The sequence below is a fragment of the Actinomadura formosensis NBRC 14204 genome, from assembly GCF_001552155.1.
GTDB classification, from domain to species: domain Bacteria; phylum Actinomycetota; class Actinomycetes; order Streptosporangiales; family Streptosporangiaceae; genus Spirillospora; species Spirillospora formosensis.
On the sequence record NZ_BCQQ01000227.1, the window covers coordinates 1 to 5,271 of the forward strand.

At 69.1% G+C, this 5,271-nt stretch carries 4 protein-coding genes; 1 reads left to right on the forward strand and 3 read right to left on the reverse strand.

Annotation, left to right across the window (positions count from 1 at the left end):
• Positions 1 to 45: 45 nt before the first annotated feature.
• Genes AF1_RS31755 through AF1_RS31765 form a run of 3 tightly spaced genes read right to left on the reverse strand, consistent with a single transcriptional unit; the run spans position 46 to position 2,132 of the window.
• Positions 46 to 1,095 carry a YlbL family protein gene (locus AF1_RS31755; RefSeq protein ID WP_067807880.1) on the reverse strand — a complete coding sequence of 350 codons (1,050 nt, stop codon included), beginning with the start codon at positions 1,093 to 1,095 and terminating at the stop codon, positions 46 to 48.
• 27 nt (positions 1,096 to 1,122) lie between these two features.
• Positions 1,123 to 1,566, reverse strand: a complete 444-nt coding sequence (locus tag AF1_RS31760) for a molybdenum cofactor biosynthesis protein MoaE (RefSeq protein ID WP_207393996.1) — start codon at positions 1,564 to 1,566, stop codon at positions 1,123 to 1,125.
• Positions 1,567 to 1,595: 29 nt separating this feature from the next.
• Positions 1,596 to 2,132: a PPA1309 family protein gene (locus AF1_RS31765; RefSeq protein WP_067807886.1), complete on the reverse strand. Its 537-nt coding sequence runs from the start codon at positions 2,130 to 2,132 to the stop codon at positions 1,596 to 1,598.
• Positions 2,133 to 2,308: 176 nt separating this feature from the next.
• On the opposite strand from AF1_RS31765, the gene AF1_RS31770 reads away from it, so the two are divergent.
• Positions 2,309 to 5,179 (forward strand): UPF0182 family membrane protein, encoded by a 2,871-nt coding sequence (locus AF1_RS31770; protein ID WP_242608730.1) that lies wholly within the window; start codon positions 2,309 to 2,311, stop codon positions 5,177 to 5,179.
• Positions 5,180 to 5,271: the final 92 nt, after the last annotated feature.

Sequence of the window (5,271 nt, forward strand, 5' to 3'; positions counted from 1 at the left end):
TTGAGTTAAGTCTATGGCATCGGCAGGGGTGGTTGGTACGGGATGTCATTTGGTGCAGGCGGGGACTTGGCCTTTGCCGGTGTTGAGGGCGTTGATGGCTTGGATGCTGCCGTGGAGGGTGTCGGCGCGGACGAGGCGGAGGCCGTCGGGGCGGGCGGCGAGGGCGTCGGCGCAGTTCTTCTGGGGGGTGAGGAAGACGGTGGCGCCGGCTTTGCGGGCGGCGATCATTTTCTGCTGGATGCCGCCGATGGGGCCGACTTCGCCTTCGGGGGTGATGGTGCCGGTGCCGGCGATGAACTTGCCTTGGGTGAGGGGGCCGGGGGTGAGTTTGTCGTAGATGGCGAGGGAGAACATGAGGCCCGCGGAGGGGCCGCCGATGTCGCCGACACTGATGTCGATCTTGAGGGGGAACTTGTACTGCTCGGAGAGGACGATGCCGACGACGGCGCGTTTGCCGGTGGGGTCGGCGACGGTCTTGAGGGTGGCCTTGTTCTCTTTGCCGTCGCGCTTGTAGGTCAGGGTGACGGTGTCGCCGATCTTGCGCTTGGCCATGGGGCCGGTGACCTGGGAGACGCTGGTGACGGCGGTGCCGTCGAGCGCGGTGATCTCGTCGCCGGGCCGCAGGACGCCGTCGGCGGGGCGTTCTTTCTGGACGCCGTCGACGATGACGCGGGTGCTGACGGGGATGCCGAGTTCGTGGAGGGCGGCGGCTTCGGCGTTCTGCTGGGAGTCCTGCATCGCGCGGGTGTTCTCTTGGTCGACCTCTTTGGGCGACTCGCTCTTGGGGAAGATCGTCTCTTCGGGGACGACGGCGATGTCGCCGTCGAGCCAGCCGCGCAGGGCGGTGAAGAGGTCGATGCGGCCGCCGGGCCCGCCGCGGTAGGTGACGGTGGTGAAGTTGAGGTGCCCCTGGTCGGGGTAGGTTTGGCGGCCTTCGATGCGGATGAGGGGCTGGCCTTTGTCGTTCGTGCCGAGGGTGTTGCTCGTGGGGCCGGGCATCAGCGCGACGTAGGGGACGCTCATGACGGACCCGATGACGGCGAGCAGGAGGACGAGCACGCTCGCGACGGTGAGCGTGGTGGCACGACGAGACATGCCGAAAACTCTATGCGGTCAGGGCGCTCAGCAGGCCCCGACCCACTCGTCATCTCCGTCGGTGAAGGTCTGGTGCTTCCAGATGGGGACGGTGGCCTTGAGGTCGTCGATGAGGCGCCGGCAGGCGGCGAACGCTTCGGCGCGGTGGGGGCTGGACGCGGCGACGACGACGGCGATGTCGCCGATGTCCAGGTCGCCGACGCGGTGGACGGCGGCGAGGCCGAGGACGGGGAAGTCGGCGGTGACCTTCTCCATGACGGCGCGGAGTTCGCGTTCGGCGGTGGGGTGGGCGCTGTAGGCGAGGGCGCTGACGGCACGGGCGTGGTCGGTGTCGCGGACGGTTCCGACGAAGACGGCGATGCCGCCGGCGCCGGGGGCGCCGACGGCGTTGTACACCTCGTCGACGGACAGGGGGGTGTCGCGAACGCCGATCAGCCGGATGACGTTCTCGGCTTCAACGCTTTGGGTCACGTTCCGCAGGCTACCTCTCTGGGCGCGGCCTATTCGCCGTGGGAGGTTCCTGGTTCGTCGGGTTCGAGGGTGGCGGCGAGGGCTTCGGCGAGGGCGGGGACGAGGTCGGGCCCGGCGAGGACCTCGTCGTCGCTGTCGTGCCGGCGGAGCCGGAGGGCGGAGTGGCGGGCGCCGTCGCGCAGGACGCCGACGACCATGCGCACGTCTTCACGCTTGGGGTGGGATGCGGCGTAGGCGGCGGCTTCGGCCTCGTCCTCGGGGATGTCCGCTTCGGCTTCGGGCGGGAGGACGACGCGTTCCATGACGATGGCGCAGCCTTCGACGGCGCCGGGCCAGGCGATGGAGGCGAGGGCGTCCTCGACGGCGTCCTCTTCGGGGAGGGCGGGCTGTTCGAGGGCGGCGAGGGTGTCCGCGCCGGGGGCCAGGCCGAGCTGGTCGGCGAGTTCGGGTTCGGTGCGGCGGAGCTCGGTGCTCCGGACGAGGGCGTAGAGGCGTGGCGCGCTGTCCCAGCCCTCCTGGGCCGAATGGCGTTCGAGGTCCAGCACGACTTCTTCCAGAAGGCTCACGGGACCATCTTTCCCCCAATCGGCGCAAGGTGCTGACGGGAACCCCCCTCCCTGTCGGTAAGTTGCATCTACAGCACCGGCGGGCGGCCGGTGGGCGAGATCTTGATCGGAGGGGCCACTTGACCTTCCGGACTCCCGCTTTCGGGCGCCGGCTTGGTACCGCACGGACACGGCTCGTGCTGCCGGTTCTGGTGGCGCTGGCCGCGCTGCTGATCGTGTTCCTGGTCTTCACGGCGATATACACGAACCTGCTCTGGTACCGCTCCATCCGCTTTTCGTCGGTCTACACGACGCAACTGCAGGCGAAGGCCGTCCTGTTCTTCGGGGCGGGGCTGCTGATCACGCTGCTCGTGGGCGCGAACGTGGTGGTCGCGTACCGGCTGCGTCCGGCGTACCGGCCGCTGTCGGTGGAGCAGCAGGGCCTGGAGCGGTACCGCTCGGTGATCGATCCGCGGCGGCGGCTGATCTCCGGTGTGCTGCTGGGCCTGCTGGGGGTGCTGACGGGGTCGTCGGTGGCGGGCCAGTGGCCGGTGTGGCTGGCGTTCCTGAACCGGACGCCGTTCAACATCAAGGATCCGCAGTTCCACAGGGACGTTTCGTTCTACGTCTTCACGTATCCGTTCCTGCGGCTCGTGCTCGGTGTGATCTTCGCGACGGTGATCCTGTCGATCCTGGCCGCGGTGATCGTGCACTACCTGTACGGGGGGCTGCGGCTGCAGGGGCCGGGCGACAAGGCGAGCCCGTCCGCGCGGGCGCACCTGTCGGTGCTGTTCGGGCTGTTCATCCTGCTGAAGGCGGTCGCGTACTGGTTCGACCGGTACGGCCTGGTGCATTCGGAGCGCGGGGTGGCGACCGGCGCGTCCTACGCCGATGTCAACGCGCTGCTGCCGGCGAAGACGATCCTCGCCGTCATCGCGCTGCTGTGCGCCGCGATGTTCTTCGGCAACCTGCTGCGGCGCGGGATGATGCTGCCCGGTGTCGGGTTCACGCTGCTGGTGCTGTCGGCGATCCTGCTGGGCGGGGTGTACCCGCTGCTGATCCAGCAGTTCCAGGTGAAGCCGGACGAGCTGGCCAAGGAGCGCCAGTACATCGAGCGCAACATCAAGTTCACGCGCGCGGCCTACGGCGTGGACGGGGCGAAGGTCGTCCCGTACGGGTCGACGCCCGTGACGGACGAGAAGAAGCTCCGGGAAGAGGCCGCCAAGCTGAGGGATGGCGGCGTCCGTGTCCTCGACCCGAACGTGGTGGGCGAGACGTTCCAGCAGCTTCAGCGGATCCGCCCGTTCTACAAGTTCCCCGACACGCTGGACATGGATCGTTACACGGTGAACGGCGAGCTCGTCGACACGGTGGTCGCGCTCCGCGAGCTGTCCGGGGCGCCGGAGGGGCAGCGCAGCTGGATCAAGGACCACATGGTCTACACGCACGGCTACGGCTTCGTGTCGGCGTACGGTGACCGGCTCGACTCCCGGGAGCCGAACTTCATCACCCGGGACATGCCGGCGTCCCCGAACCAGCAGATCAAGGTGGCCCGGCCGGAGATCTACTTCGGGGAGCGCCCGCCGGCGTACTCGGTGGTCGGCGGACGCGGCCAGCAGGAGCTGAACTATCCCGACGACAGCAAGGTGGGGCAGCGGAGCAGCACCTATGACGGGCAGGGCGGCGTCTACGTCGACTCGTTCTTCCGCAAGCTGCTGTACTCGACCAAGTTCCAGGACAAGAACCTGCTGCTGTCCGGCGCGATCAACAAGGGCGCCAAGATCATGTACGACCGGTCGCCGCGGGAGATGGTGCACAAGGCGGCGCCGTGGCTGACGCTGGACGGCGACCCGTATCCGGCGGTGGTGAACGGCCGCATCCTGTGGATCGTGGACGGCTACACGACGTCCAGCAGCTACCCGTACTCGGAGCAGATGAGCCTCGGGGAGGCCACCCGCGACACCATCACCGACACGCGGTCGGCGGTGGCGCGGCAGGCGAACGACCACATCAACTACATGCGGAACTCCGTGAAGGCCACGGTCGACGCCTACGACGGCAGCGTCCACCTGTACCAGTGGGACGAGAACGACCCGGTGACGAAGACGTGGATGAAGGTGTTCAAGGACACCGTCCAGCCGCGTTCGTCGATCCCGCCGGAGCTGGAGTCCCACTTCCGCTACCCGCAGGACCTGTTCAAGGTGCAGCGGAAGATCCTCACCAACTACCACGTGACCGACCCGTCGGCGTTCTACAACGCCGAGGGCTTCTGGGAGGTGCCGCAGGACCCGACGGTGAAGGGCAAGCGGCAGCCGCCCTACTACCAGAGCCTGCGCATGCCCGGCCAGGACGCCTCGTCGTTCTCGCTGACGACGGTGTTCAACCCGCGCGGCAACCCGCAGCTGGCGGCGTTCATGGCGGTGGGGTCCACCCCGGGACGCGACTACGGGCAGATCCAGATCCTGCAGATGCCGCGGAACGCGCAGCCGGCGGGCCCGGGCCAGGTGCAGAACTCGTTCGAGACCGACTCGCAGGTGAAGAGCGACATCAACGCCCTGCGGCTCGGCGGGACGAAGACCGTGCCGGGCAACCTGCTGACAATCCCGTTCGGCGGGAGCCTGCTGTACGTCGAGCCGATGTACACCAAGGCGGCGGGGGGCAAGGAGCAGCAGCCGTACCCGATTCTCGGGAAGGTCCTGGTCCAGTACGGCAAGAGCATCGCCGCCGCGGAAACCTTCGACGACGCGCTGGACCAGGTCCTCGGCGGGGCGGGCTCGCCCGCGCAGTCCGGTTCGCCGCAGCCGGCGCCGGGCGGGCAGCTGAGCCCGGCGGCGCAGAAGGCGATCAGCGACCTGAACGAGGCCGTGACGGACTACGAGAACGCCCAGAAGAAGGGCGACTACCCGGGCATGGGCGACGCCTGGAAGCGGATCAAGGACGCGCAGGCGGCGCTGGCGACGGCGGGCCGGGCGGCGCCGAAGACGTCGCCGAGCCCGTCGCCGTCCCCGTCGGCCGCACCGTCCGGGTCGGCGAGCCCGTCGCCGAGCACGAATCCGCCGGCCGGCTGACCGGCCCGTCCCCGTACGGGGACGGGCCCGGCTCAGCGGCGGCGCCGGCGGGCGCGCCGGATGGCGGCGGCCGCGCCGATCGCGGCGACGGT

Excerpts from the sequence above, each read along its gene's own strand:
- AF1_RS31755 (WP_067807880.1), bottom strand. The coding sequence starts at position 1,095 with ATGTCTCGTCGTGCCACCACGCTCACCGTCGCGAGCGTGCTCGTCCTC.